Here is a 26,993-nt window from a genome sequence, read left to right as displayed (position 1 = left end):
GCGGCACCCCATTTTTCCTACGCGTCTATCCAAAGGAGCAGCAGATGGACAGCAAGACACTCACGGCGAGCGCCGGCGAGGCCGGTCACACCGGCGTGATCGGCGACACTGGAGACATCGGCGAACCGGCCGGCACCCAGCCTCTTTCCTGGTATGCCGAAGCCGGTCCGCGCGCGCGCCGCGCGTTCTGGAGCTGCAAGGTGGGCTACATGCTCGACGGCATGGACACGCAGATGCTTTCCTTCGTGATCCCGACGCTCGTTGCCACCTGGGGCATCTCGCTCGGCGACGCCGGCTTTATCGGCACCATGACGCTGCTTTCTTCGGCGCTTGGCGGCTGGATCGCCGGCATCCTCTCGGACCGCATCGGGCGCGTGCGCACGCTGCAACTGACCGTGCTGTGGTTCGCGGTCTTCACGGGCCTGTGCGGGCTCGCGCAGAACTACGGCCAGCTGCTCGCCGCGCGCTCGCTGATGGGCTTCGGCTTCGGCGGCGAATGGACCGCGGGCGCGGTGCTGATCGGCGAAGTGATTCGCGCGCGCGACCGCGGCAAGGCCGTGGGGCTCGTGCAGTCGGGCTGGGCCATCGGCTGGGGCCTGGCCGCGCTGCTCTACGCCGTGCTGTTCTCGGTGATGGCACCCGAAATTGCGTGGCGTGCGCTGTTTCTCATTGGCCTCGTGCCCGCGCTGCTCGTGCTGGTGATTCGTCGATATGTCAAGGAACCCGAAGTATTCGAGCATGCAAAGGCCGCGCAGAAGGACGCCCAGGATACCCCGCGTTTTACCGAGATTTTCTCGCCGAAACTGCTCTCCACGACGCTGCGCGCCGCGCTGCTGACCACAGGCGCACAAGGCGGCTACTACGCGATCACCACCTGGCTGCCGACGTTTCTGAAGACCGAACGCCACCTCACCGTGATGGGCACCGGCGGTTATCTCGCGATGATCATCGTGGGGTCCTACGCCGGCTACCTGTCGAGCGCGTGGCTCACCGACCGGCTCGGCCGCAAGCCCAACTTCATCCTGTTCGCGGTGGGCTCGATGGCGATTGCCTTCGCCTATACGTCGCTGCCGCTCACGAACGGCTCGATGCTGTGGCTCGGCTTCCCGCTTGGCTTCTTCGCCTCGGGCATCTTCTCGGGCATGGGCGCGTTTCTCACCGAGCTCTTTCCCACCCGTGTGCGCGGCTCCGGCCAGGGCTTCTGCTACAACGTGGGCCGTGCGATCGGGGCGCTTTTCCCGGTGCTGATCGGCGCGCTCTCGAAGCAATTCGGCCTTGGCCCGAGCATCGGCATGTTCGCCGTGGCGGCCTATGGCGTGCTGATCGTCGCCGCACTCACGCTGCCCGAGACGCGTGGCCGCGAGCTGGAATCGGCCTGAGTCTGGTTTGAACTGCCGGCTCGCATCGAATACGTCCGCATTCGTTTCACCATACATCGTTCTACTAATCGACTACGCATCGCACCATGACTCACGATCACGCTTCCGACGCTTGCACCCCGTCCCGCTGGCAATTCTGGATCGACCGCGGCGGCACGTTCACCGACATCGTCGCGCGCCGCCCCGACGGCACGCTCACCACGCATAAGCTGCTCTCGGAGAATCCGGAGCAATACCGCGATGCGGCCGTGGCAGGCATCCGCCATCTGCTCGGGCTGCGCGCCGATCAGCCGATCACGCCGCGCGACGTCGAGATGGTCAAGATGGGCACCACGGTCGCCACGAATGCGCTGCTCGAACGCAAGGGCGAGCCGGTTGCGCTCGTGACCACGCGCGGCTTTCGCGACGTGCTGCGCATCGCGTATCAGAACCGTCCTCGCCTGTTCGATCTCGACATCGCGCTGCCCGAAGCGCTGTACGAGCGCGTGGTCGAAATCGACGAACGCGTAAGCGCGCAGGGCGAGCTGGTCGCGCCGCTCGATCTGGCCAGTGCCGAAGTCGCCCTGCGTGAGGTCTACGCCACGGGCATTCGCGCGCTCGCCATCGTGCTGATTCACGGCTACCGCCACACCGCGCACGAGCGCGAACTCGCCGATCTGGCGCGGCGCATCGGCTTTACGCAGGTTTCGGCCTCGCACGAGGTCTCGCCGCTCATGAAGATGGTCTCGCGCGGCGACACCACCGTGGTCGACGCCTATCTCTCGCCGATCCTGCGCCGCTATGTCGATCAGGTCGCGAGCGAGATGCCGGGCGTGAATCTGCAATTCATGCAGAGCAGCGGCGGCCTCACGCGCGCGGACCGCTTCCAGGGCAAGGATGCGATTCTTTCGGGCCCGGCGGGCGGCATCGTCGGCATGGTGCGCGCCGCGCAGGCGGCGGGCTTCGAGCGCGTGATCGGCTTCGACATGGGCGGCACCTCCACCGACGTCTCGCATTTCAACGGCGAGTTCGAGCGCGTGTTCGAGACCCAGGTGGCCGGCGTGCGCATGCGCGCGCCGATGATGAGCATCCACACCGTGGCGGCGGGCGGCGGCTCGGTGCTGGGCTTCGACGGCGCGCGGTTGCGCGTCGGGCCCGATTCGGCGGGCGCCAATCCCGGGCCTTGCGCCTACCGGCGCGGCGGTCCGCTCACGGTGACGGACTGCAACGTCATGCTCGGCAAGATCCAGCCTGAGTACTTCCCGCACGTGTTCGGTCCGCACGCCAATGAGGCGCTCGATCGCGACGCCGTGGTTGCGCGCTTTAACGCGCTCGCCGACGAAATCTTCGCAGCCACGGGCCAGCGTCGCACGCCCGAGGACATCGCCGAGGGCTATCTGGAGATTGCGATCGGCAGCATGGCGAACGCCATCAAGAAGATCTCGGTGCAGCGCGGCCACGACGTCTCCCAATACGTCCTCACGACCTTCGGCGGCGCGGGCGGCCAGCACGCGTGCGGCGTGGCCGACGCGCTCGGCATGAGCCGCGTGTTCGCGCATCCGCTCGCGGGCGTGCTCTCGGCGTTCGGTATGGGGCTCGCCGATCAAACCGCGATGCGTGAGCGCGCGCTCGAAATCGTCCTTGAAGACGCGTCGCTCGCGCGCATCGACGCCGCGCTCGAAGCGCTCGCACAACAAGCGAGCGGCGCGCTGCTCGAACAGGGCGTGGACGCCGCGCGCATTTCCACGGCGCGCCGCGTGCATTTGCGCTATCAGGGCACCGATTCCGCGCTCGCGGTGAACGCCGGCAGCGTGGACGCGATGCGCGCCGCGTTCGAAACCGCCTACCGGCAGCGCTACGCGTTCCTGATGCCGGACACGCCGCTCGTGGTGGAGCTCGCCTCGGTGGAGGCCATCGGTCACTCCGACGCGCAGCCCGTGACCGACACGCTCGCACCGCGCGAGGCGGGCGGCGCCCCGTCCGTTCAGGCACGCGTGCGCCTCTATTCGGGCGGCCGCTGGCACGACGCGTCGCTTTATCTGCGCGATGCGCTCATGGCCGGCGATGTGCTCGACGGCCCCGCGATCATCGCCGAGAAGAACGGCACGACCGTGGTCGAGCCGGGCTGGCAGGCGGCGCTGACCGCGCAGGGCAATGTCGTGATGACGCGTGTCCTGCCGCTGCCCACGCGCCGCTCGATCGGCACCGAGGCCGACCCCGTGCGGCTCGAGATCTTCAACAATCTCTTCATGTCGATCGCCGAGCAAATGGGGCTGCGCCTGCAAAACACGGCGTATTCGGTGAATATCAAGGAGCGGCTCGACTTTTCGTGCGCGATCTTCGACGCGGCGGGCAACCTCATCGCCAACGCGCCGCATATGCCGGTGCACCTCGGCTCGATGGGCGAGAGCATCAAGACCGTCATCGAGCGCAATCGTGGCACGATGCGCGACGGCGACGTGTTCATGCTCAACGACCCGTATCACGGCGGCACGCACCTGCCCGACGTGACGGTCATCACGCCCGTGTTCGCCGAAGGCAGTGCGGAGCCGCTCTTCTACGTGGGCTCGCGCGGCCATCACGCGGACATCGGCGGCATCACGCCGGGTTCGATGCCGGCGGCTTCGCAGCATATCGAAGAGGAGGGCGTGCTCATCGACAACTGGCAACTGGTCAAGGCCGGCACGCTGCGCGAGCGCGAGACGCGCGACCTGCTCGCCTCGGGCCGCTATCCGGCGCGCAATATCGATCAGAACATGGCCGATCTGCGCGCACAGGTGGCCGCGAACCAGAAGGGCGTGGACGAATTGCGCCGCATGGTCGCGCAATTCGGCCGCGAGGTGGTGCTCGCGTTCATGCAGCACGTGCAGGACAACGCGGAAGAAGCGGTGCGTCGCGTGATCGGCGCGCTCAAGGACGGCGCGTACCGCTACGAGCTCGACAACGGCGCGGTGATCGAAGTGGCGATTCGCGTGGATGCGCAAACGCGCTGCGCCGCAATCGACTTTACCGGCACGTCAGCGCAACTGCCGAACAACTTCAACGCACCTAAGGCCGTGTGCATGGCGGCCGTGCTCTATGTATTCCGCACGCTCGTGGGCGACGACATCCCGCTCAACGCGGGCTGTCTCAAGCCGCTCACGGTGACGGTGCCCGAGCGCTCGATGCTCAATCCCACGTATCCGGCGGCGGTGGTGTCGGGCAACGTGGAGACTTCGTCGGCGATCACGAATGCGCTTTACGGGGCGTTGGGCATCGTGGCGTCGAGCCAGGGCACGATGAACAACTTCACCTTCGGCGATGCACGTTACCAGTACTACGAAACGATTGCGGGCGGCAGTGGCGCGGGCGAGGGCTTCAGCGGCGTCGATGCGGTGCAGACCCACATGACCAACTCGCGCCTGACCGATCCCGAGGTGCTCGAATGGCGCTATCCGGTGCGGCTCGAATCGCATTTGATTCGTGCGGAGTCGGGCGGCGCCGGGCGCTGGCACGGCGGCAACGGCGCCGTCCGGCGCATCCGCTTCCTCGCGCCGATGACGGCCTCGATCCTCTCGAACAACCGCATCCACGCGCCGTTCGGCGCGGCGGGCGGGCGGCCCGGGCGCGCGGGCAGCAACCGCGTCGAGCGCGCGGACGGCGAGATCGTGGCGCTCGGCCATATCGCCAGCGTGGAGATGAGCGCGGGCGATGTGTTCGTGGTCGAGACGCCTGGAGGCGGCGGCTTCGGGCACGCGTAGTGTGTTGTGGTGCCGCCTGCACGGGGCACCGGCCGCGTCGCATGAACGAATGTTCATCTGCTTGAGGCCGGCATGAGAGACGAAGGCGCCTAATCTGGGCTGCAGCCGATCCAGAACGACAATCCAGGACGAAGATCCACGGCTCCTTCGAATCTCATGATATGGAGACAGCTCATCATGAACGCGATCCTCAAGCGCGCCGTTCCGCTCATTCCACTGGTGCTGATGACGGCCAGTTCGCTGGCGTGCGCCGCCGGCCATTTGACGCCGCAGCAATGCAACAGCTATCCGTTCAAGCCGGCGCACGGCGCGCTTTCGAGCGACGACGTGGCGCGCGAGCTCAACGAGCTGGCGTCGGTGGGTTATCGGCCCAGCATCGATAACTACTCGCCCGATATTGCCGACGCCCGCGCGAAGCTCAACGCCGAATACGTGAAGGACTGCGCGCCGGGAGCGTCCACCGCGAGCCAGTCGGCAACCGGCACGGCCACGAGCGCTTCCACGAGCGGCTAAGCCTGTCTCGCAACCCAAGCCGCATCCTATTCCCTTCACAGGTCATTCGGCCGCCGTCACAAAACTTAAAAGCAGCTTCGTTATGCTTCGGCGTTGCCTTGCCGCCGCGTTCGCGCGCGCGGCAAGGCGATGCTCGGGCCGCTCCTCGAGCCGTTGTTGTGCCTCTATCTGCATGGAGACTTCGATGACGGTCGAATTCGTGCCGGCGCGTCCGCTCGTGAGCGGCGCGCCGCGCAAACGTTTGAGCTTGCCCGGCGGCCTGTCGATGCCGCGCACGTATGCCACGCTGCTGGCTTGCATAATAGTTGCGTGCACAACTACAGCATGCGGCGATCGTAGCGGCGACGCACGCGTCGCGCTCACCACGAGCGCCGCACGCGAACTCGCACAAACGCAGCCCGCTGCATCGACAAACCCGCAGCCAAACTCGGCGCAAGCCGCAACGCCACTCGCAACGACATTTGCGGCCGGCGCTTCCACACCGAATTCCGCCGATAGCGCAAACAGCGCGGCTGCCCTGGCCGCGCACGCGGTGCGCTCGCCCGCGCGGCCCGGCGCTGCCGCGGGCGATCAAGCCGCGACAGATGCCGACAACGCACCGCTCGTCACTCCCGTAATTCACACCGCTGACTGACGCACCTGGTCGCGCGAAGCTGCGCCGCCCGCCGTCTGGTCAGGCGGCGCCGCGTCGCGCGAGCTTTCTCAACCTGAAGACGGAAACCACAACATGACTTCGAGAAGCCGCCGTGACTTTCTCCGCACCGCCGCGATGAGCGCCGGTTCGGCCACTGCTCTGACGATGCTGCCGCTGGGCATCCGCAACGCGCTCGCGATTCCGGCCAACAATCGCACGGGCAGCCTGCGCGACGTCGAGCACATCGTGATCCTCATGCAGGAGAACCGTTCGTTCGATCATTACTTCGGCACGCTGCGCGGCGTGCGCGGCTTTGGCGACACGCGCGCGATCACGCTGCCCAACGGCCAGCCGGTGTGGAACCAGCCGCTCGCGGCCGGCGCGGGCGAGGTGCTGCCGTTCCACCCCACGGCGGCCAACCTCGGGCTGCAGTTCATCCAGGATCTGCCGCACGACTGGACCACGACGCACGCCGCGTGGAATGGCGGCCGCTACGACCAGTGGGTGCCCGCCAAGGGCACGACCACGATGGCCTACCTCACGCGCGACGACATTCCGTTCCACTACCAGCTCGCCGACGCCTTCACGATCTGCGACGCGTACCACTGCTCGGCGATGACCTCGACCGATCCGAACCGCTATTACATGTGGACCGGCTGGGTGGGCAACGACGGCAGCGGCGGCGGTCCGGTGATCGACAACGCGGAAGCGGGCTATGGCTGGTCCACCTATCCTGAAGTGCTGCAAAGCGCGGGCATCTCGTGGAAGATCTATCAGGACGTGGGCGAAGGGCTCGACGCGCAGGGCTCGTGGGGCTGGACCGGCGACAACCCGTATATCGGCAACTACGGCGACAACTCGCTGCTGTACTTCCATCAATACCAGAACGCGCAGCCGGGCAACCCGCTTTACGACCGCGCACGCACGGGCACGAACGTGCTTGCGGGTGGCGGCTACTTCGACGTGCTCAAGCAGGACGTGCAGAACAACGCGCTGCCGCAGGTTTCGTGGATCGTCGCGCCCGAGGCCTATTCCGAGCATCCGAACTGGCCCGCGAACTACGGCGCGTGGTACGTCGACCAGGTGCTGCAGATCCTCACGTCGAACCCCGAGATCTGGAGCAAGACAGTACTGCTGATCAATTACGACGAGAACGACGGCTTCTTCGATCATCTTGCGCCGCCGTTCCCGGCCGCATCGAGTGCCAACGGGCTGTCCACGGTGGACACCGTCAACGAGATTTTTCCGGGCAGCAGCCAATACGCGGCGGGCCCGTACGGCCTCGGGCAGCGCGTGCCGATGCTGGTTGTCTCGCCGTGGTCGCGCGGCGGCTGGGTGTGCTCGCAGACTTTCGATCACACCTCGGTGATCCGCTTCATCGCTAAGCGTTTCGGCGAGCAGCACGACCTGCGCGAGCCGAACATCACGCCGTGGCGCCGTGCCGTGTGCGGCGACCTCACCTCGGCGTTCGACTTCGCCACGCCCAATGCCACGCTGCCCGCTCTGCCGTCCACGAGCGGTTACGCGCCGCTCGATCACAATCGGCATCCGAGCTATGTGCCGCTGCCGCCCGCGACCGGCAGCGTGCCGAAGCAGGAGAGCGGCGTGCGCCTCGCACGGGCGCTGCCCTATGAGTTGTTCGTGCGCTTCGACGCGAATGGCGCGTCGGGCCAGGCGGGCATGCGCTTCATCAATACAGGGCGTGCCGGCGCGGTGTTCCTCGTCTACACAGCGGGCAGCGCCGATGCGCCGCGCAGCTATACGGTGGAGGCGGGCAAGCGTCTCGAAGACAAGCTGACGCTCGGCGCAAGCGGCGCGTACGATTTCACCGTGCACGGGCCGAACGGCTTCTTGCGCCGCTTCGCGGGCAAGCAGGTGCAGATGAGCTGGTTTGGCGGCGACACTGCGCGCCCCGAGGTGGCCGAAGGCTACGACGTGGCGAACGGCAATCTGCAATTGCGCCTGCAAAACACGGGCAATGCGAAATGCCAGTTCACGATCGTCAACGCCTACGACCCCGGCACGCCCATCGTGCGCAGCGTGCGCGGCGGCGACACGGAGCAGGTTTATCTCGATCTGCGCAACGCTTATGGCTGGTACGACCTGACCATCACCGTCGATAGCGACGCGAGCTTCGTGCGCCGCATTGCGGGGCACGTGGAAACGGGGCGTCCTGGCTATAGCGATCCGGCGCTCGGCGGCTGATGTGCATTGGGGCACCCGAGAGGGCGCCTTTACGGGGGCACGCGCGATCGATCAGCGTCGCGCGTTGCCCCACAAAGACTGCGCGAAGAGTCTTCGATCTCCCCGCTGAGGCGCAGAGCGCGACCATGCATGCTCTGCGCTTTGGCGTCTCCATGCAATTCGACATTACGAAGCGCGGGTAATACGCAGCGTTCGGCCGCGTGCGGGCTGAAAATGATCTAATGCGACGATCAGATCCCGCGTGGAGCGATGTGTTCGCATGCACGCAGATTCCATGGAGAAGCGATGAACGAATCACGCAAGCTAGCCTGCCTGTGCGGCGCGGTGACGGTCGACCTGATCGGCGAGCCCGCCGCGTTGGCGAATTGCCATTGTCAGACGTGCCGCGACTTCTACGGCACGTCGATGCTTTCGGCAACGGCATGGCCGGCCGATAGCGTCGCGACCAACGGCGCGCTGCAAGTCTTCCAGCATCCGCATAAGCAGATGTCGCGGGCCTTTTGCCCGGCGTGCGGCGAGACGATGTTCGGCACGAACCGGCTGAACATGCGCGTCGTGCCTAACAGCCTGCTCGCGCGAGCGCACGGCGGGACCTTGCCTGCGGATAGACAGCCCACGATGCATCTCTTTTACCGGCACCGCGTGATCGACGTAAGCGATGCGCTGCCCAAGTATCTCGACGGGTGGGATGGGCCTGTGTACGAAGAGGGCGATTGAGCGGGACACGCAACCTGCTCAGCCTTCCCCCTTCGCCTCCCTTTCCAGCAGACCAAGCAGCACGCCTGCCGCCTCGCTCATCTGGCTCGCGTCGCGGTGCACGATGCCGACATCGCGATGAAACGTATGGTGGCCGAGGTCGATCGCACGCACTTTGGCCGGCCAGCGCCGCCAGGTCGCGGTCTGCGGAACGAGCGCGACGCCCACGCCGTTCTCCACCAGCTTCACGATGGCCTCCAGCTCGTCGAGCTCGCACACGTCCTGCACGGGCAGCTGCATGCGCCGCAAAAAGCGCTCGACCTGCCGGCCGCCGAATGACGCACGGTCGTAACGGATATACGGCCGTGTGGCGATCAGCTCCATCCAGTCGCTGCCTTTCACGCCGCGTGGCACGATCAGCCGATAGGGCTCTTGCGCGAGCGGGGTCCAGCGCATATCGCTCTGGAGTGCGAAGGGAGGGCGGATGATGGCGGCCAGCTCGATTTCGCCGGCGTCGACGAGGTTGAGGAGCTCCATCGATACCCCCGGAATCACGCGCGTGCTCACGCCGGGGCGCTGTTGGCGCAACGTCGCGAGCGCGTCGGGCAGCAATGCGCGCTGCACCGATGCAATCGCGCCGATATTGACCCGCACGGCCACCGCCGGATCCACGGTGACGGCGCTCAGGTTGCCGTAAAGCCGGATCACCTCTTGCGCTTGCACGAGAAGCTGCTGGCCACGCGCGTTCAGCCGCGCGGTGCGCCCCTCGCGGTCGAACAGCGCGAAGCCGAGTTCGGCTTCGAGACGCTGCATCTGCGCGCTCACGGCGGCCTGCGTGAGGCCGATCCGCTTGCCGGCGGCGGCGAAGGTACCCTCGCGGGCGACGGCAATCAGCGTCTTCAGCTCGCGGATCATTCACAAATTCCATTTGTGTATCGCGAAATTATATATTGATTTTATTTTTCAACCGTGCCGTCTATCATGGCCCGACAAAACGCCGGCACGAACGGCAAACCGCATTGCATAGCGAGTATGGAGCGAACCATGAGCCTTTCCCCCTTTCACCTGGCCATTCCCGTCTACGATCTGCCGGCCGCGCGCGACTTCTATGGCCGCGTATTCGGTCTCGAAGAAGGCCGTTCGAGCGACCATTGGGTCGACTTCGACTTTTTCGGCCATCAACTGGTGATTCACGAGCACCCGAAAACCGCCTCGCAAGAAAGCGCGCATACGAACGCGGTGGACGGCCACGACGTGCCGGTGCCGCATTTCGGCGTGGTGCTGGAATGGAGTCAGTGGGAAGCGCTCGCGCAGCGGTTGCGCGAGTTCGGCACGCAATTCGTGATCGAGCCGTATATCCGCTTTCAGGGGCAGGTGGGCGAGCAGGCCACCATGTTCCTGTTCGACCCGTGCGGTAACGCGCTCGAATTCAAGGCGTTCAAGGACATCGGGCAACTGTTCGCCAAATGAGGCTGCAAGCAGGCCCGAAAACGGCAGACGGCGCGCGTGGCGCCGCGCGCGTCAGGCCTGCGTGATGAAGTTGCGGACGTGCGTATTGAAGAGATCGGCGTGCGTGGCGTTCATGCCGTGCGTTGCGCCTTTCATCGTGATGCGCTGCGCGAAGTCGATCCACTCGTCGAGCGCCTCGACGTTGTTGCGGAACATCAGCGGGCTGCGCTGGCCGTCGATCAGCAGCGTGCGGCACTTGATGTCCGCAGCGGGGCGGCGCACGTAGGCGGGCAGCGGATCGATCAGTTGCTTGGGCAGCGTCGTGGCGTTGGCGATGGCCATCTCGCGGAACGCGTGCGGGCTCTTGCGCCAGGCGCCGGGCATGCTCACCGAATCCACGAACAGCTCGAGCCCGGCTTCCAGCTCGCCGCGCTCGATGAGATCGGCCGCGCGCGTGCGCAACGCGTTGGTGGCGGGGGGCAGCACGTCTTCGTCGTCTTCGAGGCGGCGCAGCGGGCCGCCAGGATCGGCGAGCACGAGCGTGCGCACGAGGCGCGGATAGCGGCGCGCAAGGTGATACGCGATCGAGCCGCCGCGCGAATGCCCCACCAGATGCACCGACTCGAGCCCCATCGCAGTGATGAAGTCGGCCAGTTCATGCAGATGGCTTTCCCAGCCGAATTCGCCCTGGATGCAGGCATCGGCGGCCGGCCAGTAATGGCTCAGGCTCGGGGCGATACAACGGAAATCGTCCGCGAGACCGTCCAGCTGCGGCGCCCAGTAGCGGTAGTCGCACAGCGAGCCGTGCACGAACAGGAGCGGCTCACCTGCCCCCCGTTCGAGGTACGGCAGAACGACGCCCGAATCCAGCGTCGCGAACGACAGATCGGGTGGGGCAAGTAGGGACGGGTCGATGCGTTGATTCACGGAGATCACTCCAGTCGCGGAGATGACACTTTGCCGCATGGCAACGCTTAAGGGAAACGCAATAAATTGAACGTTGCTATCAGGTTTTCTGATTGAAATAAGAATGAAAGCTTGTGCTGCTGATACGGCGGCCAAGCCCGAGCCCGCCGCGGTGGGACGCTGGTAGACTCCGGCCGGCATTCAGCCACATCCCATCGGAGTTCATTCATGCGCCGAAACCTGCTTCGCGTCTGTCTTGCCGCTGCCACGTGCCTGCTTGGCGCTTGCTCTGCCGCGAATTCCACGACCCCGTCCACGGTGGGCGCCGATCGCGACGCACATGGATGCATCGGTTCCGCGGGCTATTCGTGGTGTGAACACACGCAGCGCTGCGAACGCCCGTGGGAGCTCGCGAAGCAGCAAGGCTTTGCTTCATCAGAGGCGAACTTCGCGCAATACTGCGCGAGCGGAACGGCTAACTGATACCAGCCTCGAAGCGCGCAGCATGCATGTGCTTCAAACCGTGCCACAGCGCATGAATTAATAAGGAATCCATACAACATGGAGCGGATCATCTTTATTCGTCAGACATTTGGTAATGCGGCATGCATCGGGCACGGTGACGTCCCACGCTAGCGAGTGCCCTATGCCGGCCTCGCGACGAAGCATTTCTCTGCATGAATTCTGGCGCCTTTCGCACCGACGTTGCGCAAAGCCACGTGCCGCGAGCGAACTTTTCCTTTTTCGAAAACGTTTGCGCCAGGGGTATCAAGCTGCGTCCGATGCGAGCCGAAAACGTCCCTATAGGCATGAGGTTTCGAAAAGGGGCAAACGTGAAGCACGTCGTGTTCTTGATGGCCGTGATGGCGATGGCAGGGTGCGCGCAATTGCACCCGGCCGATACGGCAAACGCTGAAAAGCCGGCCGCGCCGACCGCGGTGATGCGGTTCGATATTCCGGCCGACGCGCTCGGCGCACGCGATCCACAACTCGCCACGGTGCTTGCGAAGGCGGGGGCGCTGGCCGCTGCGCAGAAGCAGCCGACGGTGATCCGGGTGACTGCGCTCGGCCAGGATCTGCGCTATCTGAACGAGGCGATCTGGAAAGGGGTGCCACCACGGCAGTCACTGAAGCCAGCGCTCGAGAATGTCACGGCCGGCGCGAACCAGACATACAGCGTGTCGATCGAACCGCTGCAATCGGGGGACTGACGCGATGCGCCCGACTATTCTCGCCGCGGCCGCGCCGTTACTGGTCCTGCTCGTCTCCTGCAGTGCGTGGGCGGGCCAGCCCAGCGCCGTCGCCGTGGTGTCGGATACCGACGCGTCTCGCGTCTATCCGCCGTTGCCCACGCTCGCCATGCTGCCGCCATCGAACGGCGACGACGACGAACTCCCTGCCTCGCATTCCGCCTCGCGCAAGAAGAAGGCGCGCCAGCACGACTGCCATTGCGCCATGCCGACTCCCAGACTCGTGGTGTCCGACGCGTCGCGCGTCTACCTCAAGGACATCGAACGGCAACTCGATGTTGCGTTGGCGCACTAACCCCCGCATTGGAGGCCAGAACGATGGTTCAGCAGATGTCTCTCGCGCTCCGGTGTTCGAAATTCGGGATCGTGTTTGCGTGGCTTGCCTCGGCCGCGCTCAGTTGCCCGATGGCGCATGCCGCAAACGGCGACGAGTGTTTCGAAAAGGCGGGCGCATACCAGGGCGTCAATCCGCTCGTGCTGCGCGCCGTGGCATGGCGCGAATCGAAGGGTGACGCGGCAGCGATCAACCACAACGCCAATGGCTCGATCGACGTGGGGCAACTGCAAATCAACTCGGTGCATTTTTCCGAGCTCGCGCGCGAGGGCATACCGCATCGCGCGTTGACCGATCCGTGCGTGAACATCTTCGTGGCTGCCTGGCTGCTCAAACAGAAGATGGTGCGCTACGGCAACACGTGGCGCGCCATTGGTGCGTATCACTCGGAGTCGCCGCGAGAACGCGATGCGTACGCGCGGAGCATCCGGGCGATCCTCGTCAGCTGGGGGTTGTTGCCGCCCCAGCAATGACATCCCGGATTTCCCGGTGATCGACCGCAGCCCTGACGTCAAGCCTTCTTGACGTAAGCGTTGCACCACCCCTTCGCGTACACCAGCTTGCCACCGTAGGTCGCGCACGGTCCTGTCGCCGCGCCGGGCTTGCCTGAATACAACTGGCAATTGGCGCAGGTCTGGCCGGCCTGGTAGCGGGCGAACTTCGACTTGTCGACTTTCGTGGCGTCTTCCGTGTATCCGAGCGCCTGTGCTGTGGGGTCGGTCACGGAGAGCAAGGGGGCGTCGGCGCGTGACTCGGTGGACAGCACCGTCGTCGACGCGACAGAAGCGGCAATGATCATGAAACGCCGGCGGGAGACTGGCATGATATGGACTCCTGTGTGTATGGGAGCCGGCGGAACGCAAGACGCATGGCATGCATCGCCCTGGGTCCGCTTACGTTGTGTGCATCCCGTCGGTCCATGGAAGTTCGGTCAGCATGCGCCATACCCACCAGCCACCGGGCCGGAATCGCTGGCGCGAGATAGGCCGCGCAATCGGCCCGCGGGCGATTTTGTCGGCATCGACTTCAATAACACTGGTGCGGGAATCAATATATCACGGCGTGAGATGTGAATGCGCACACCGCGCGCGGGCGCTGTGCGTGCCGGTTTTGGCGGAGCGGTTGACGGCGGCGCCTGACTTGCAGCGCCTGGCAACGACCCTGCAGGCGGTGAATCAGCCGCGCGCCTGCGCGTCGCGCAGGCCGGCGAGCGACTCGCGCTGATTGCCCTCGGCGTCGAAGTTGCCGGCGTCGAGCCACGTTTCGAACGCGCGTTTCACGCCCGGCCAATCCTTGTCGATGATCGCGAACCACGCGGTGTCGCGGCTGCGCCCCTTGTACACGATGGCCTGCCTGAAGATGCCTTCGAATTGAAAGCCAAGCCGCAGCGCGGTCTTTCGCGAGGGCGCATTGAGACTGTCACATTTCCATTCGTAGCGCCGGTAGCCCAGCTCGTCGAATGCGTAGCGCATCAGCAGATACTGTGCCTCGGTGGAGAGCGCCGTGCGCTTGAGCCGCGGGGAGAAGGTGACGTTGCCGACTTCGATCACGCCATTGGCCGGATCGATGCGCATCAGCGAGAACGTGCCCACGGCCTTGCCGCTCGCCTGGTCGATGATCGCGTAGTGCAGCGGGTCGGCGGACGCCGCCGCGCCCGTGAGGTATGCGCGATACGCCGCGAGGTCCGCGAACGGGCCTATCGTCAGATAGGTCCAGTCGCTGCCGTTGGCGGCCTGGCTGTAGGCGTCGAAAAGGTCGGCGGCATGCCGCTCGACGTCGATGGGCTCGATGCGGCAGCGCGTGCCCTCGATGCTCACGCGGCCGGGCCGCTCGCGCGCCGTCCAGCCGGACAGGGCGTCGCCGATGGGTTGCTCGTATTCGTTCGTTCTGGCTGCCATTCTTCACATGCTCCATTCGCACGGCGCGTGCGCGCGTGCTTGACACGTTAACTCAGGAATGACAGCTACAGTAACCTTGCGCGTGGCACCTTGAAAAGGTCCACGGCGCTGCGAGTCGTTGGAGCCACGCCGCGTGGCGCGGCAGGCTGCACGGCTCGCGGCGCAATTCGGCCTGGAATGCAGCGTGGAGGGCGGCGGGGCGAACTGCGTCGCGAGCATCAGGTTCATTGCGACATGGCACCTGAAGCGGGATGGTCCATGCCCATCGCGTCGTGCTTCTTCATGGTTGAATCCTTGGCCATCTTGTCGTGCGCCATCGCACTGTCCTTGGTCATCTTGTCGTGAGACATGGCGTCTTTGCCCATGGTGTCTTTCTGCATGGTGTCGTTGCCCATCGCGCCGCTTGCCTGCGCGAACGCGGTGCCGGTGCCTGCGCCCAACGTGGCGGCGCTGACGACGATGGCGGCGAAAATGATCTTCTTCATGGCTGTGCTCCTTGGTGGGTGAAAAATGCGGTCCGGCAATTCAGGTCGTCACGAACCGCCGAACCAGTTGTAGCCCTGGTCGACCCAATAGCCGCCGGGGTACGTGTTCGTGACGAAAATTTCGACGATGTGCTTCGGATTCTTGTAGCCGAGCTTGGTCGGCATGCGCAGCTTCATCGGGTAGCCGTATTTCGCGGGCAGGCGCTCGCCGTCGTAGTCGAATGCGAGCAGCGTTTGCGGATGCAGTGCGGTGGCCATATCGATGCTCTCGTAGTAGTCGTCTGCGCAGCGAAAGCCCACGTACTTCGCGCTGGTGTCCGCGCCCACGCGGCGCAGGAAGCCGGCGAACGGCGTGCCGCCCCAGCGCCCGATGGCGCTCCAGCCTTCCACGCAGATATGCCGCGTGATCTGCTCGGCGTGCGGCAGCGCGTAGAGTTCGGGCAGCGTCCACACGCGCTGGCCGGTCACGAGGCCGCTCAGCTTGAGGCGATAGCTGCCGCCATCCACGACAGGCGCTTCGTCGACGCTGTAGAACGCGTTGAACGGAAACGGCCGCGTGATTTGCGCCTCGGTGTAGGTGGGCGCGAGCTGGTGAGGATCGAAGAGCCAGGCCTGCACGCGGTCGTTCAGCCGCGAGACAGCGGTAAGAAACGTGTTGACGGAGGCCTCGTCGGTGATCGAGCAGCCGGTCAGCATCGAAAGGCCGCCGAGCGTGAGCAGGCGCTTGCCGAACAGGCGACGCGAGGGCATGTCGAGCTTTCCAAGTTCGCGCCGTGCATCGGTGAGGATCGCCGCGCGGTCCAGCGTGACGATTTTGCGGTCGTTCGTATTCATCTGGAATCCTTATCGATGATCGAAGGCAAGCTCAATGGCCACGCAGCATGGTGAGGAGCGAGCGTGGCACGAGCGCCACCATCGTGACGTGCACGACCACGAATGCGGCCAGCAGCGACATCGCGCAGAAGTGCACGACGCGAGCGTTGTCATAGCCGCCCATGAGCTCGCGCAGCAGCGGGAACTGCACGGATTTCCAGATCGCGAGACCGGAAAGCACGAGCACGATCAGGTCGGTGATGGCGACCAGATAGGCGAGCTTTTGCACGGCGTTGTAGTGGCGCAGGTCGGCGTGTGACAGGTGGCCGGTGAGCGCGGCGCGCAGGTCGGCGAACACGGCGCGCGGGCTTAGCGGAAAGAACTTCGCGAAGGCGCGCCCGCTCGCGATATTGAGCGCCAGATAGATGAGCCCGTTGAAGACGAGCAGCCACATGGCCGCGAAATGCCATTGCAGCGCGCCGCCCAGCCAGCCCCCGAGCGTGATCGATGTCGGGATGACGATGTGGGGGAAGACCGGCGAGGCGTCATAGATGCGCCAGCCCGAGAACATCATGATGAGCGCTGCGAATGCGTTGAGCCAGTGTGTCACGCGCAGCCATAGCGGATGGATCGGGCGCGCCCCGTGCACGAGCGGCTGGCTCGCAGGCGGCTGGGCGGTTGTGGTTTCCATCGCGGACTCCTCGTGACGTGCTGGTAACGGTGAATTCGTCGAGGGCCGAACTGCGGTTACAGCAGAGCGCGAAAATTTGCATGAAGCGCGCTCAATTGCGCGCGCTGTGAAAAATTTCATGCGGTGTGTAACCGCGCGCGCGATGCAGACGAATAGCTTCCAGGGAGCCCCACGCCGTGCAGCGCACGGCAAGCGCGGGCAAGTTCAGGAATGGGGAGCAAAAGCGTGGGCTGGGCGAACACAGCGGCGGGTTGGATGGATACGGGCGAGCGCGCCGCGCGCGGCGGCGGCGCGGTCGCTATTGCGGTGCGGGACGCCATGGGCTACGCTCACGCGATCGCGCCCGTATTCGGAGCCGGCGGCGTCGCCGAACCCGGCGATGCCGCGCGCAAGCCTGTTGCAAGCTTCGGCGCGGGTGTGGAAGTCGGCGCGGGCACCGGCACGGGTGCAGGCGCGCCATCCGATCGTCGCGACAACACAGGACGCCCTTTGCATCCCGCGGAAATCCGTCTCAAAGCGCTGTTCCTCGCCGGCCTGGAAGGCGACGCCGACGCGTACCGCCTGTTCCTTCAGGAACTGACGCGGCATTTGCGCGGTTTTCTGCGCAGGCGCATTCCGCAATTGCACGACGACGTGGAAGACCTCGTGCAGGAGATCCTGCTCGCGGTGCACAACGCGCGTCACACGTGGCGCCCCGAAGAACCGCTGACCGCCTGGGTGCACGCCATCGCCCGCTACAAACTGATGGACTTCTTTCGCTCGCGCTCCCGTCGCGAATCGCTGAACGACCCGCTCGACGATCACACCGACCTGTTCGCCACCCCCGACGACGAGCCGGCCCAGGCCCGCCGCGACATCGGCAAGCTGCTCGACCAGTTGCCGGACAAGCAGCGCCTGCCCATTGTTCATGTGAAGCTTGAGGGACGCTCGGTGGTGGAGGCCGCGCAACTCACGGGGCTTTCGGAGTCGGCCGTGAAGGTGGGCATCCACCGCGGCCTGAAGGCGCTCGCCGCGCGTATTCGGGGGGCGCAATGAAAACCGACGACCTCATCAACCTGCTTTCCACCGGCGTCACGCGCGTGGACCGCAAGGCGGTCTTGCGCCGTTTCGCGCGTGCGCTGCCGCTCGGGCTCGCCGGGTCGCTCGTGATCGTCGCGCTGGTGTTCGGCGTGCGGCCCGATCTCATGAGCGTCGCGCAGACGCCGATCTTCTGGGCGAAGCTCGCCTTCCCGGTTGCCGTGGCGCTCACCGCCGCGCGGGTCGTGAGTAGGCTCGGGCGCCCGGGCGTGCGCGGCGGCTATGCGTGGGCGCTGGTTGCCCTGCCGTTCGTGGGCGTGTGGCTGGCGGGCTGGCTCACGCTGGGCGCGGCCGCGCCGGCCGAGCGCGTGCCGCTCATGCTCGGCGAGTCGTGGCGCACTTGCCCGTTCAACATCCTGCTGCTTTCGGTGCCCACGTTCGCGGCGGTGTTCTGGGCCGCGCGGGGCTTCGCGCCCACTAGCCCGCGTCTGGCGGGCGCCGCCGCGGGCCTCTTTGCGAGCTCGCTGGCCACCATCGCGTACTGCGTGCACTGCCCGGAGATGAGCCCGGCGTTCTGGAGCATCTGGTATGCGCTCGGCATGTTGTTGCCGGCCGCGATAGGCGCGTGGCTCGGGCCGCGGCTGTTGCGCTGGTAATTGCGCGGGTGGTTTGCGTCAGGCGCGTGTCGCGCGCGAGCGGCTGCGCCCTGCAATGGCAAAGAAGCGGCCAACGCGTTCGAATTCGAGATCAGAAACAGAAAAAGCGCCGCTTGACTGAAGCGGCGCTTTTGCACGTACGGGAAAGTCTCGTCTCCACGCGCAGCACGAGAATGGCCGCGCACAGGACGGCGAGCATGACGCTCTGCGGCTTATGTCTTGCAGTATTTATTCAGCATGACATATCGTTTTGACTATTTGCGAAGAATCAGAAGTGGCGCGATTCTCCACACGCCTTCAAACCGCGCCGCTCTCCCGCAACGCGCGAACGCTTGCCTCGTCATAGCCAAGCTCATGCAGAATCGCATCGGTGTGCTCGCCCAGCGCGGGCACGGGGTCCATGCGCGGGTTATCGGCGAGTGTCGCGCCTGGCGGCAGCAGCGCGGGAATCTCGCCAGCGGGCGTGCCCACGCGCGTCCAGCGCTCGCGTGCGGCGAGCTGTTCGTGTGCCCACACCGCCTGCATGTCGTTGATACGCGCGTTCGCGATCTTCGCGGCCTCGAGGCGCTCGATCACATCGCCCGCGGTGAGGCCACCAAACGCTTCTTCGATGAGCTTGCCAAGCTCCGCGCGATGCGCCACGCGCCGGCTATTCGAGCAGAAGCGCTCGTCCTCGGCCAGCGCCGGCTGGCGCATGACGGTTTCGCAGAAGCTCTTCCATTCGCGCTCGTTCTGCAGGCCGAGCATGACGGACTTGCCGTCGCCGGCCTTGAACGGGCCGTAGGGATAGATCGTCGCGTGCGCCGCGCCATTGCGCTGCGGGGGTGTCTGGCCGTCGATCGCATAGTAAAGCGGGTAGCTCATCCACTCGACCATGCTCTCCAGCATCGAAACGTCGATGCGGCGCCCGCGCCCCGTCTTGCCGCGCTCGATGAGCGCCGCGAGGATGCTCGAATACGCGTACATGCCCGCAGAAATATCGGCGATCGAGCAGCCGGCCTTGGCCGGTTCGTCGGGCGAGCCCGTGATGCTGAGAAAGCCCGACTCGCTCTGGATCAGCAGGTCATAGGCCTTCTTGTCGCGATACGGGCCGTCGCTGCCATAGCCGGAGATATCGCAGACGATCAGGCGCGGGTAGCGCTCGCGCAGCGTCTCGTAGTCGAGCCCGAGGCGTTGCGTGGCGCCGGGCGCGAGATTCTGCACGAACACGTCGGCGTCGGCGAGCAGCGCGTGCACGATCTCCAGGGCTTCGGCGCGCTTCACGTCGAGCGTGAGGCTCTCCTTCGAGCGGTTCGTCCAGACGAAATGCGAAGCGAGACCGTGCACGCGCTCGTCATAGCCGCGCGCGAAGTCGCCCGCGCCGGGGCGTTCGACCTTGATGACGCGCGCGCCCAGATCGGCGAGCTGGCGCGTGCAGAAGGGCGCCGCGATCGCATGTTCGAACGTGACGACCTTGATGCCTTCGAGAGGACGCATGGCAGGTTCCCTGGTGCAATCAGAATGAACGCGGCAGGCCGAGAATGTGCTCGGCGACGTACGAGAGAATCAGGTTCGTCGAGATCGGCGCGACCTGGTAGAGGCGCGTCTCGCGGAACTTGCGCTCCACATCGTACTCGCAGGCAAATCCAAAGCCGCCGTGGAATTGCAGACAGGCGTTCGCAGCCTCCCACGAGGCGTCCGCCGCGAGCAGCTTGGCCATGTTCGCCTGCGCGCCGCAGGGCTCGTGGGCGTCGAAGCGGCGGGCCGCTTCAAAGCGCATCAGGTTCGCGGCTTCCACGTTGATGAACGCGCGCGCGATGGGGAACTGCACGCCCTGGTTCTGGCCGATCGGGCGGCCAAATACCTGCCGCTCCTTGACATATTTCGAGACCTTGTCCACGAACCAGTAGCCATCGCCGATGCATTCCGCGGCAATCAGCGTGCGCTCGGCATTCAGCCCGTCGAGGATGTACTTGAAGCCCTTGCCTTCTTCGCCGATCAGATTTTCCGCCGGAATTTCGAGGTTGTCGAAGAAGAGCTCGTTGGTCTCGTGATTGACCATGTTCAGGATCGGCTGCACAGTCAGACCCTTGCCGATTGCTTCATGCAGATCGACCATGAAGATCGACATGCCTTCGCTCTTCTTCGTCACGTCCGAGAGCGGCGTGGTGCGCGCGAGCAGGATCATGAGGTCGGAGTGCTGCACGCGCGAGATCCAGACCTTCTGGCCGTTGATCACGTAGCGGTCGCCTTTGCGCACGGCCGTGGTCTTGATCTTCGTGGTGTCGGTGCCGGTGGTGGGCTCGGTCACGCCCATCGACTGCAGGCGCAGCTCGCCGCTCGCGATCTTTGGCAGATATTTGCGCTTCTGCTCGGCCGAGCCGTGGCGCAGCAGCGTGCCCATGTTGTACATCTGGCCGTGGCAGGCGCCGGAGTTGCCGCCGCTGCGGTTGATCTCTTCCATGATGACCGAGGCCTCGGTGAGGCCGAGACCCGAGCCGCCGTATTCCTGGGGAATCAGCGCGGCCAGCCAGCCCGCTTTCGTGAGCGCGTCGACGAAGGCTTCGGGGTAGCCCCGCTCTTCGTCGATCTTGCGGAAATACTCGCCCGGAAACTGGCTGCACAGATCGCGCACGGCTTCGCGGATGTCCTGGTATTGATCGGTAGCGTCGTTCATTGCGTGTTTCCTGGTGGATTCGTCCAGATGGTCCGGTGGTTCAGGCGAGCACGGCGCGGGCCGACATGGTCAGCCAGCCTTCGTGATCTTTCGCCCAGAGTTCGACGGCCTGGCCGTCCGCGGCACGGCGGCCGCAGACGGTGAAGGGGTGGCCGAGAAAGGTCGGGCGCACCGCCTTGAAGCTGTACTCGCGCACGACGGCTTCGGGCGCGAAGCGCGCCACCGTGTCGAGCAGCAGCGTGGCGATCAGCGGCCCGTGCACGACGAGGTCCGGATAGCCTTCGACGTTGCGTGCGTAGTCGCGGTCGTAATGAATGCGATGGCCGTTGAAGGTGAGCGCCGAATAGCGGAACAGCAGCGCCTCGGTGGGCGCGATCTCGCGCTGCCAGTCGGCATCGGCCGGCGCCGGTGTGGGCAAGGGCCGCGGCTGACCGGGCTGCGCGGGCTCGCGATAGACGATGTCCTGCTCTTCGCGGATCGCGGTCACGCCGCCGACCTGAATATCGTGCTCGACGGTGACGAACGCGAGACGTCCGCTGCGGCCCTCCTTGTGCTCGACCGAGAGCACGCGCGAGACACGCGCGGCCTGCGCGCCTATCGTGAGCGGCGCGTTGAACGTCATGCGCCCGCCTGCCGCCATGCGCCGCGGCAGACCCAGATCGGGAAGGAAGCCGCCCTTTTGCGGATGCCCGTCGGCGCCCAGACCGGCTTGCGGCGCGGTGGTCCAGAAGTAGAGCCAGTGCCAGATCGGGGGAAGCGCGTCGCCCAGACCCGGCGTGCGGCTGCTGTCGAGCGTAGCGGCCAGCGCGGCGGCGGGGGCGGGGGCTATGAGGTCGGTGACCGTCTGGACCGGCTGTATGAGCGGTTCAGCCAGGGGGGTGTTCATCGCCGTCTCCAGTGCTGGTTTCGCCAACACTTTGCTATAGGGGAATGAGGCGACTGTATGCGAATGTTCCGGAGCGCGGAAATACGGATTGAATGTACCGGTCATAAGGGTATCCTATGACCCTCGCATTGAAAGGATCGCAAGGGCCGCGCGCATGGACGTTCGTCAGCTTCGTTACTTCGTGAACATCGTCGATTACGGCAGTCTCGGCAAGGCCGCGGAAAAGCTCTACGTGGCGCAGCCGTCGCTCAGCCAGCAGATAGCGAAGCTGGAAGACGACCTCGGTGTGCCGCTGCTCGTGCGCAGCCCGCAGGGCGTGAAGCCCACCGCCGCGGGCCAGGCGCTATACCGTCACGCGCGCCTCGTGCTGCATCAGATGGAGCAATTGCGCCAGGAGGTGCGCGAGGGCGTGGGCGCGGAATCGGGCACGGTCGCCATCGGCTTGCCCACGACCATGGCCTCGGTGCTGGCGATGCCGGTCTTCGAGCGCGTGCGCGAGCGCTATCCGGGCATCCGCCTGCAATTCTTCGAGAGCATGAGCGGCTACCTGAACGAACTGCTCGCGAACGGCCGTCTCGATCTCGCGATCCTGTTTCGCGACACGGCCACGCCCGGCATCTCGGCGCAGCCCGTGCTCGACGAAGAGCTTTGCGTGCTCGGCGAGCCGGGGCTGCCGGCGCGCGCGCGTACCTGCCCGCTGGCGGCGCTCGCCGATGTGCCGCTGGTGGCGCCCGGCGTGGCCAACGGGCTGCGCCTGTTGCTCGAAAGAACCTTCGCGCGCGAGCAGGTGCCGTTGAACATCGTCGCGGACGTGGACTCGTTGCCCATGCTGCTCTCGGTCGCGCAATCGGGCGCGGCGTGCACGATCCTGCCGGCATCGGCGCTAGCGTTGCGCGCACAGGCCGAGCGGCCCAGGATGCGGCGCATCGTCGAACCGGTGATCAGGCGTCCGGCGAGCATCTGCTGGCCGAATGCATTGCCGGTGAGTTCCGCTTCGCTTGCCGTGCGGCGCACGCTGTGCGAGCTGATCGAGGAGCTTTGCGCGAGCGGTGTCTGGACAGGAATTGAACTGCGGGAGGCGGGGATGGCGGCGGGGTGATGCGTGGCATCGAGAAAGACGCCACGCATGGGTCTGCCATGAGGCCAGTCCAGGATGGCGCTGGCCTCACGCACTATCTTAGTGCTTGATATCGGCTTGCTTGGGCTTGGGCGGCGATACGACCTTCGCGTACTGGAATGCCGGCGTGGCCTTGATCGCTTCCTTGGTTGCACCCGGCAGATACAGATTGCCGTTGCGCACGTCGAGCGAGGCGATCGGCACGGCCACGTCGTGCGCGGCGACGCCGAGGAAGCCGCCCGCCGAGACGATGGCGGCCGAGACGGTGCCGTCCGGCGCGATGATCAGGTCGCGCACCGTGCCCACCTTGGCGTTGTCGTCGTTATAGACGGCCTTGCCGAGCACGCTCTTCTTCACGCTCCAGCCTTCGAGCAGCGCCTGCGATTGCTCGACCGTCACGCTCAGCGGCTGCGCGCCGGCGACCTGGGCTTGCGCGCCTGCGCTTGCCACGCTTGCGGCCAGAACGGCGGCCGCCAACATCGTCATGCGGAAAGACATTTACTGTGCTCCTGATTCAAGGTTCTACTTCAAATTCAATCGGCCGCAGGGACCGCGCGAAAAAACTCGAATTGCCATACTAGCGGGATTGAGAAATGGCTGCGCGTAAGTTGCATGCGGGTTTGATGCGCTGACAGGAGGCCGCATTTCCAGCGCATTGGCGTGGGAGCGATCGTTCCGCTGCTGGAGCGGCGCGAGGTGAGCCGCTATATGGTGGAGGAGGGCGAAGCCTGAAGCCGCGATGGCCATCAGGTTTTCATCATGCCGCCCTCGAGGCGCTGAGCGCGCCCGAGCGCCCGCCGCCGCGCGAGGGCGGCAAGACCGTGGCGTGGCGCTCAGGGAAGGCGCGTGCGGGTGACGTCGACCATCGGCGCGACATCGAGGACCGGCGTGACAGGGGCCACCTCCCCGCCCGCTTCGTCCGCATCGAATGCGAGCGCTGGCGGCCGCCTTTTCGCGCGCCGCGCGCTCTTCCAGATCATCAGCAGGTGATAGTAGAGCCGCGGGCTCAAGCCGAACCGGTACGCGTGCAGATTCCCGAGCGCGAGGTGCAAGCCGGCGCGCGCCTTGTCGTTGCGCGCATAGAGCGACACCACGATGGGCACGAAGCGGCGCATCGCGAGCTTGCGCGCGGGCTCGAGCGCGGGCGGCAGCTTCAGCCCCTGGAGGAAGCTCCAGGCGGCGAGCGACGACGCACTCGTCGTATTGCGCGTCGACTGGGATACCGAGACATCGGTTTTCCGGTAATAGGAGACATGTTCGTCGATGTAGCAGACCCCCCGCGCCGCCAGGCACAGGCGCACGCCGAAGACGTAATCGCAGCACACGGCATGCTGCTCGTCGTAGCTGATCTGCTTGACGAGCGCGGCATCGGCGAGCCAGCCGTTGTTCGGGAACATCTGCACGATGCCGGTGCGTCCAGGCAGGGCCTGCAGCCCCGCCGCCGCCGGCGTGCGGTGATAGGCGTGGTTCATGCGCTGGCTCGACGCGTAATCCACGCTCCCGTCGTGGTCGACTTCGTATTGATTGCCGAACGCCGCCTGAATCTCCGGATGGCGCTCCCATTGCGCGAGCAGGCGCTCGATGCAGTGCCCGGCGAGGTAGTCGTCGTCGTGGATCAGCAGGATCTTGTCGCCGGTTGCGCGCGCAAAGAGGCTCGCGACATTGCGTGCCTGACCGAGCGCGGGCGTATTGCGCCGATAAGTGATGCGCTCGTCATTGCCGTACCGCGCGGCGACCAGGCGTTCGGTCTGCTCGTCCGGCGAATCGTCGCCAATCACGATTTCGATGTTCGTGTGCGTCTGCGCAAGACACGATTCGATGCAGCCGATCAGCAGATCCGGACGCTTGTACGTGGGCAGACAAATCGAAACTTTGGTTTTTATCGTCATGGGCCTACCCCTTGTTCCTGAGGGACGATGAAGAGGTTCGCATTGCGAACGCCAATCAACTGGCATGACGGTAAGGGATCAAAACTCAAAAGAAATGGAAAATAAATCGCAAGCCGGGGTAATGCGGGAAAACGCGTATCTGGCGGGAATTACGCGCGAATCGTACGAAGATTCGAAAAGAAAATCGCGGTTGCGTCAGCAAGCGCTGTACCTTGCGGCTTGCCGACGGGGCGCTTGCCCGGAAAGCGGTGTCCAGTGGGCTTCTCGCCCTGAATTCGAGTAGCCCGGCGCGGCGGCGCGCGGCGCCTGGAAACCGCACAGAAGGGGTCGCATCTCGATAGCTCGCGTGGTTTTCCGGCGCGGCCCGATTATTTTCTGAATGGCGGCGCCATATATTGCGCTTTTCCCTTTCCGAAATGGCGAAATACACGCCATTCACGTCAGGCTCATTTTGTCGAAGCCGGTTCCGGCCAGTGGCCGTGCCGCGGCGATGGCTTCAGTCGATCGGCGCGAAGAGAAAATAATTCTTTGGCCGCCGAGTGCCGGCCGCAATTATGGAACCCCTTTCTACGGACCGCCGCGTAGCATGGTGCCCCATTCAATCAGCAACAGAACGACGGACAATGGGCGACAAACTGCACTATTTCGACTACGCGGCCACGACGCCGGCCGACCCGCGCGTGATCGCGTCGATGTGCGAATGCCTCGGCATCGAGGGCGCATTCGGCAATCCCGCTTCCAGCTCGCACGCGGCGGGCACGAAGGCACGCGGCCTCGTGGAGCAGGCGCGTGCGCAGGTCGCGGCGCTGATCGGCGCCGGGGCCGATGAAATCGTCTGGACCTCGGGCGCCACCGAATCGAACAACCTCGCCCTGAAGGGCTACGCCGACGCGGCCACGGACAAGCGCCATCTGGTCACGAGCTGCCTCGAGCACAAGGCGATTCTCGACACCATGGCGAGCCTCGAAGCGCGCGGCATGACGGTCACTTACGTGCGTCCGTCGGCCGATGGCAGCATCGGCGTGGAGGCCGTCAAGGCGGCCTTGCGCAGCGACACCGGCCTCGTCTCGCTCATGCTCGTGAACAACGAGATCGGCACGCTCACGGACATCGCCGCCATCGCGCCGCTCGTGCATGCCGCGGGCGCACTGCTGCACGTGGACGCGGCACAGGCGCTCGGCAAGACGCCCATCGACGTGAAGGCGATGGGCATCGACTTGCTGTCGATGTCGGCGCACAAGGTTTATGGGCCCAAGGGCATTGGCGCGCTCTATGTGCGCCGCGAGGTGGCCGCGCGCATCGCACCGCAGATGCACGGCGGCGGCCATGAGCGGGGGCTGCGCTCTGGCACGCTCGCCACGCACCAGATCGTGGGCATGGGCACGGCCTGCGCACTGGCCGTGTCCGGGATGGAGGCCGATACGCAGCGCATCGCGCGTCTCGCCGAGCGTCTGCTCGATGGCGTGCGCGACCTCGAAGGTGTGACCCAGAATGCGCGCACGGCGCGCAGGATCGTGCACACGCTGAGCCTCACGATCGGCTTGCCCGGCTTCTTCCCGTTCATGCTGGCCGCGGATCTGGCCGTATCGTCCACCTCGGCGTGCAATTCGGCCTCGGGTGCGCCTTCGCACGTGCTGAGCGCGCTCGGGCTCGACGCCGAGGCGGCCAGCCGCACGCTGCGCTTCAGCATCGGCCGCTATACGACGCAGGAAGATGTCGATCGCGCGATCGAGTGCATACGCACGGTCGTCGCGCAATGCGCACCCGTTGCAGCCTGCGCGCGCGAAGCGTGAGCGGCGC

At 65.5% G+C, this 26,993-nt stretch carries 25 protein-coding genes and 3 pseudogenes; 15 read left to right on the top strand and 13 right to left on the bottom strand.

What is annotated here, in order from left to right; translation table 11 throughout:
• Nucleotides 1-44 precede the first annotated feature (44 nt).
• The 3 genes from BO1_RS24880 (at nt 45) to BO1_RS24870 (ending at nt 5,611) form a co-directional block, all read left to right on the top strand.
• Nucleotides 45-1,379 carry an MFS transporter gene (locus tag BO1_RS24880; RefSeq protein WP_028219864.1) on the top strand — a complete coding sequence of 445 codons (1,335 nt, stop codon included), beginning with the start codon at nt 45-47 and terminating at the stop codon, nt 1,377-1,379.
• 86 nt (nt 1,380-1,465) lie between these two features.
• Nucleotides 1,466-5,098 (top strand): hydantoinase B/oxoprolinase family protein, encoded by a 3,633-nt coding sequence (locus BO1_RS24875; protein WP_028219863.1) that lies wholly within the window; start codon nt 1,466-1,468, stop codon nt 5,096-5,098.
• 177 nt (nt 5,099-5,275) lie between these two features.
• Nucleotides 5,276-5,611, top strand: coding sequence for a hypothetical protein (locus BO1_RS24870; protein ID WP_043286354.1), 336 nt, complete (start codon nt 5,276-5,278; stop codon nt 5,609-5,611).
• A 42-nt stretch (nt 5,612-5,653) separates the two neighbouring features.
• On the opposite strand, the gene BO1_RS59415 is transcribed toward BO1_RS24870, so the two are convergent.
• Complete coding sequence (locus BO1_RS59415; protein WP_156992391.1) at nt 5,654-5,887, bottom strand: hypothetical protein; 234 nt, start codon at nt 5,885-5,887, stop codon at nt 5,654-5,656.
• A gap of 451 nt (nt 5,888-6,338) precedes the next feature.
• Here BO1_RS59415 and BO1_RS24860 point away from each other — a divergent pair, with 451 nt between their 5' ends.
• On the top strand, nt 6,339-8,450 hold the full coding sequence (locus BO1_RS24860) for a phosphocholine-specific phospholipase C (RefSeq protein ID WP_028219860.1): 2,112 nt from the start codon (nt 6,339-6,341) through the stop codon (nt 8,448-8,450).
• Nucleotides 8,451-8,735: 285 nt separating this feature from the next.
• Entirely contained in the window at nt 8,736-9,167 is a 432-nt protein-coding gene (locus BO1_RS24855) for a GFA family protein (protein ID WP_028219859.1), read from the top strand.
• 18 nt (nt 9,168-9,185) lie between these two features.
• Here BO1_RS24855 and BO1_RS24850 read toward each other — a convergent pair whose 3' ends face one another.
• Nucleotides 9,186-10,061 carry a LysR family transcriptional regulator gene (locus tag BO1_RS24850; protein ID WP_028219858.1) on the bottom strand — a complete coding sequence of 292 codons (876 nt, stop codon included), beginning with the start codon at nt 10,059-10,061 and terminating at the stop codon, nt 9,186-9,188.
• Between the two features lie 129 nt (nt 10,062-10,190).
• On the opposite strand from BO1_RS24850, the gene BO1_RS24845 reads away from it, so the two are divergent.
• The gene (locus BO1_RS24845; protein ID WP_028219857.1) at nt 10,191-10,616 is read left to right on the top strand and encodes a VOC family protein; all 426 of its coding nucleotides are present in this window, start codon (nt 10,191-10,193) and stop codon (nt 10,614-10,616) included.
• A 51-nt stretch (nt 10,617-10,667) separates the two neighbouring features.
• On the opposite strand, the gene BO1_RS24840 is transcribed toward BO1_RS24845, so the two are convergent.
• The gene (locus BO1_RS24840) at nt 10,668-11,522 is read right to left on the bottom strand and encodes an alpha/beta fold hydrolase (protein WP_028219856.1); all 855 of its coding nucleotides are present in this window, start codon (nt 11,520-11,522) and stop codon (nt 10,668-10,670) included.
• A 207-nt stretch (nt 11,523-11,729) separates the two neighbouring features.
• On the opposite strand from BO1_RS24840, the gene BO1_RS61320 reads away from it, so the two are divergent.
• The 4 genes from BO1_RS61320 to BO1_RS24825 all read left to right on the top strand — a co-directional run bounded on the left by BO1_RS61320 (nt 11,730) and on the right by BO1_RS24825 (nt 13,558).
• Nucleotides 11,730-11,984, top strand: coding sequence for a hypothetical protein (locus tag BO1_RS61320; RefSeq protein ID WP_084688175.1), 255 nt, complete (start codon nt 11,730-11,732; stop codon nt 11,982-11,984).
• A gap of 380 nt (nt 11,985-12,364) precedes the next feature.
• Nucleotides 12,365-12,712 carry a hypothetical protein gene (locus BO1_RS24835; RefSeq protein WP_174490608.1) on the top strand — a complete coding sequence of 116 codons (348 nt, stop codon included), beginning with the start codon at nt 12,365-12,367 and terminating at the stop codon, nt 12,710-12,712.
• 4 nt (nt 12,713-12,716) lie between these two features.
• A complete protein-coding gene (locus BO1_RS24830; RefSeq protein ID WP_028219854.1) occupies nt 12,717-13,046 on the top strand; it encodes a hypothetical protein in 330 nt (109 codons plus the stop codon).
• 23 nt (nt 13,047-13,069) lie between these two features.
• Nucleotides 13,070-13,558: a lytic transglycosylase domain-containing protein gene (locus tag BO1_RS24825; protein WP_028219853.1), complete on the top strand. Its 489-nt coding sequence runs from the start codon at nt 13,070-13,072 to the stop codon at nt 13,556-13,558.
• Between the two features lie 38 nt (nt 13,559-13,596).
• On the opposite strand, the gene BO1_RS24820 is transcribed toward BO1_RS24825, so the two are convergent.
• From BO1_RS24820 to BO1_RS24800, 5 genes and pseudogenes are all read right to left on the bottom strand, one after another.
• Nucleotides 13,597-13,908, bottom strand: a complete 312-nt coding sequence (locus tag BO1_RS24820; RefSeq protein WP_028219852.1) for a high-potential iron-sulfur protein — start codon at nt 13,906-13,908, stop codon at nt 13,597-13,599.
• Between the two features lie 361 nt (nt 13,909-14,269).
• Nucleotides 14,270-14,983 (bottom strand): annotated as a pseudogene (locus BO1_RS52660) (GNAT family N-acetyltransferase); the annotation flags it as partial.
• A 224-nt stretch (nt 14,984-15,207) separates the two neighbouring features.
• Nucleotides 15,208-15,468: a pentapeptide MXKDX repeat protein gene (locus tag BO1_RS24810; RefSeq protein ID WP_028219851.1), complete on the bottom strand. Its 261-nt coding sequence runs from the start codon at nt 15,466-15,468 to the stop codon at nt 15,208-15,210.
• A 48-nt stretch (nt 15,469-15,516) separates the two neighbouring features.
• Complete coding sequence (locus tag BO1_RS24805) at nt 15,517-16,302, bottom strand: molybdopterin-dependent oxidoreductase (protein ID WP_028219850.1); 786 nt, start codon at nt 16,300-16,302, stop codon at nt 15,517-15,519.
• Between the two features lie 31 nt (nt 16,303-16,333).
• Complete coding sequence (locus BO1_RS24800) at nt 16,334-16,972, bottom strand: cytochrome b/b6 domain-containing protein (protein ID WP_028219849.1); 639 nt, start codon at nt 16,970-16,972, stop codon at nt 16,334-16,336.
• A gap of 489 nt (nt 16,973-17,461) precedes the next feature.
• Here BO1_RS24800 and BO1_RS24795 point away from each other — a divergent pair, with 489 nt between their 5' ends.
• The gene (locus tag BO1_RS24795) at nt 17,462-18,007 is read left to right on the top strand and encodes a sigma-70 family RNA polymerase sigma factor (RefSeq protein ID WP_028219848.1); all 546 of its coding nucleotides are present in this window, start codon (nt 17,462-17,464) and stop codon (nt 18,005-18,007) included.
• The gene (locus BO1_RS24790) at nt 18,004-18,645 is read left to right on the top strand and encodes a DUF1109 domain-containing protein (RefSeq protein ID WP_028219847.1); all 642 of its coding nucleotides are present in this window, start codon (nt 18,004-18,006) and stop codon (nt 18,643-18,645) included. The genes BO1_RS24795 and BO1_RS24790 overlap by 4 nt, the downstream gene beginning before the upstream one ends.
• Before the next feature lie 297 nt (nt 18,646-18,942).
• Here the strand turns inward: BO1_RS24790 and BO1_RS24785 are convergent, their stop codons facing one another.
• The 3 genes from BO1_RS24785 to BO1_RS24775 are packed head-to-tail and all read right to left on the bottom strand — an operon-like array spanning nt 18,943 to nt 22,187.
• The gene (locus tag BO1_RS24785; protein ID WP_028219846.1) at nt 18,943-20,121 is read right to left on the bottom strand and encodes a CaiB/BaiF CoA transferase family protein; all 1,179 of its coding nucleotides are present in this window, start codon (nt 20,119-20,121) and stop codon (nt 18,943-18,945) included.
• A gap of 19 nt (nt 20,122-20,140) precedes the next feature.
• Nucleotides 20,141-21,301, bottom strand: a complete 1,161-nt coding sequence (locus BO1_RS24780; protein WP_028219845.1) for an acyl-CoA dehydrogenase family protein — start codon at nt 21,299-21,301, stop codon at nt 20,141-20,143.
• A 40-nt stretch (nt 21,302-21,341) separates the two neighbouring features.
• Complete coding sequence (locus tag BO1_RS24775; RefSeq protein ID WP_043286347.1) at nt 21,342-22,187, bottom strand: acyl-CoA dehydrogenase; 846 nt, start codon at nt 22,185-22,187, stop codon at nt 21,342-21,344.
• Nucleotides 22,188-22,341: 154 nt separating this feature from the next.
• Here BO1_RS24775 and BO1_RS24770 point away from each other — a divergent pair, with 154 nt between their 5' ends.
• Nucleotides 22,342-23,286, top strand: a complete 945-nt coding sequence (locus BO1_RS24770) for a LysR substrate-binding domain-containing protein (protein ID WP_028219843.1) — start codon at nt 22,342-22,344, stop codon at nt 23,284-23,286.
• Between the two features lie 78 nt (nt 23,287-23,364).
• Here the strand turns inward: BO1_RS24770 and BO1_RS24765 are convergent, their stop codons facing one another.
• Nucleotides 23,365-23,802, bottom strand: coding sequence for a PRC-barrel domain-containing protein (locus BO1_RS24765; RefSeq protein ID WP_028219842.1), 438 nt, complete (start codon nt 23,800-23,802; stop codon nt 23,365-23,367).
• A 141-nt stretch (nt 23,803-23,943) separates the two neighbouring features.
• Here BO1_RS24765 and BO1_RS61890 point away from each other — a divergent pair.
• Nucleotides 23,944-24,036: pseudogene (locus BO1_RS61890) on the top strand (putative quinol monooxygenase); the annotation flags it as partial.
• A gap of 101 nt (nt 24,037-24,137) precedes the next feature.
• On the opposite strand, the gene BO1_RS52655 reads toward BO1_RS61890, so the two are convergent.
• A complete protein-coding gene (locus BO1_RS52655) occupies nt 24,138-25,193 on the bottom strand; it encodes a glycosyltransferase family 2 protein (RefSeq protein WP_084688174.1) in 1,056 nt (351 codons plus the stop codon).
• A 623-nt stretch (nt 25,194-25,816) separates the two neighbouring features.
• Between BO1_RS52655 and BO1_RS52650 the strand changes: the two are divergent.
• Nucleotides 25,817-26,968, top strand: a pseudogene (locus tag BO1_RS52650) (cysteine desulfurase family protein); the annotation flags it as partial.
• Nucleotides 26,969-26,993 lie beyond the last annotated feature (25 nt).

It is taken from the genome of Paraburkholderia oxyphila NBRC 105797 (genome assembly GCF_000685075.1).
GTDB classification, from domain to species: domain Bacteria; phylum Pseudomonadota; class Gammaproteobacteria; order Burkholderiales; family Burkholderiaceae; genus Paraburkholderia; species Paraburkholderia oxyphila.
The sequence above is the reverse complement of the archived record's forward strand: the minus strand, read 5'-3'. Positions and strand labels throughout refer to the sequence as shown.